Annotated in this window: 1 protein-coding gene; it reads right to left on the bottom strand. The window is 71.5% G+C overall.

The features are described 5' to 3' along the window. On the bottom strand, positions 1–589 hold a 589-nt coding region (locus MFF56_RS31910; RefSeq protein ID WP_238232225.1), incomplete at both ends, for a cellulase family glycosylhydrolase.

Raw genomic sequence — 589 nt, 5'->3', positions numbered from 1 at the left:
CGGCTCGATCGAGAACATGTAGTCGCCCCACCACGGGCCCGCCGCCCAGTAGGTCGCGCCCTCCCAGACCGGGTGCGCCTTCATGTAGGCCACCATGTTGGCGAGCGCGGCGAGGCTCACCGGATCCTGCGCGACCCCGAACTCGCCCAGGAACAGGCGGCTGCCCGTCGCCTCCGCCCACTGGGTGACCGCGGTCAGCCGCTCGACGCCGATGTTCGCCGAGACCACGTTGGCGTGCGTGCCCGAGCTGTCGCTGTCGAGGTACTGGTGCACCTCGAAGGCGAAGTTGCCGAGCGGGTCGCGGATGCCGGGGCCGATCACGGTGTCGTTGTCGGTGCTGACCCAGCTGTGGGCGCCCGTCCAGTAGCTGCCGGGCACGAGGATCTGCTGGCCGGCGCCCGTCGCACGGATCGCCGCGATCGCCGCGTTGGCCGAGCCGAGCCATTGCTGCGCCGTCTGCTGGTGCGGCTCGTTCATGAGGCCGAAGATGACGTTGGGGCTGCCGGCGTAGTGGCGCGCGAGGCGGCTCCACAGGTCCGCGAAGGCGCTGTCGGGCGTCTCGGCGCTGCCGACCGGATGGCCGTAGCCG

The sequence above is a fragment of the Methylobacterium hispanicum genome (assembly GCF_022179285.1).
GTDB classification, from domain to species: domain Bacteria; phylum Pseudomonadota; class Alphaproteobacteria; order Rhizobiales; family Beijerinckiaceae; genus Methylobacterium; species Methylobacterium hispanicum.
This window is presented reverse-complemented; position numbering and strand designations above follow the sequence as displayed.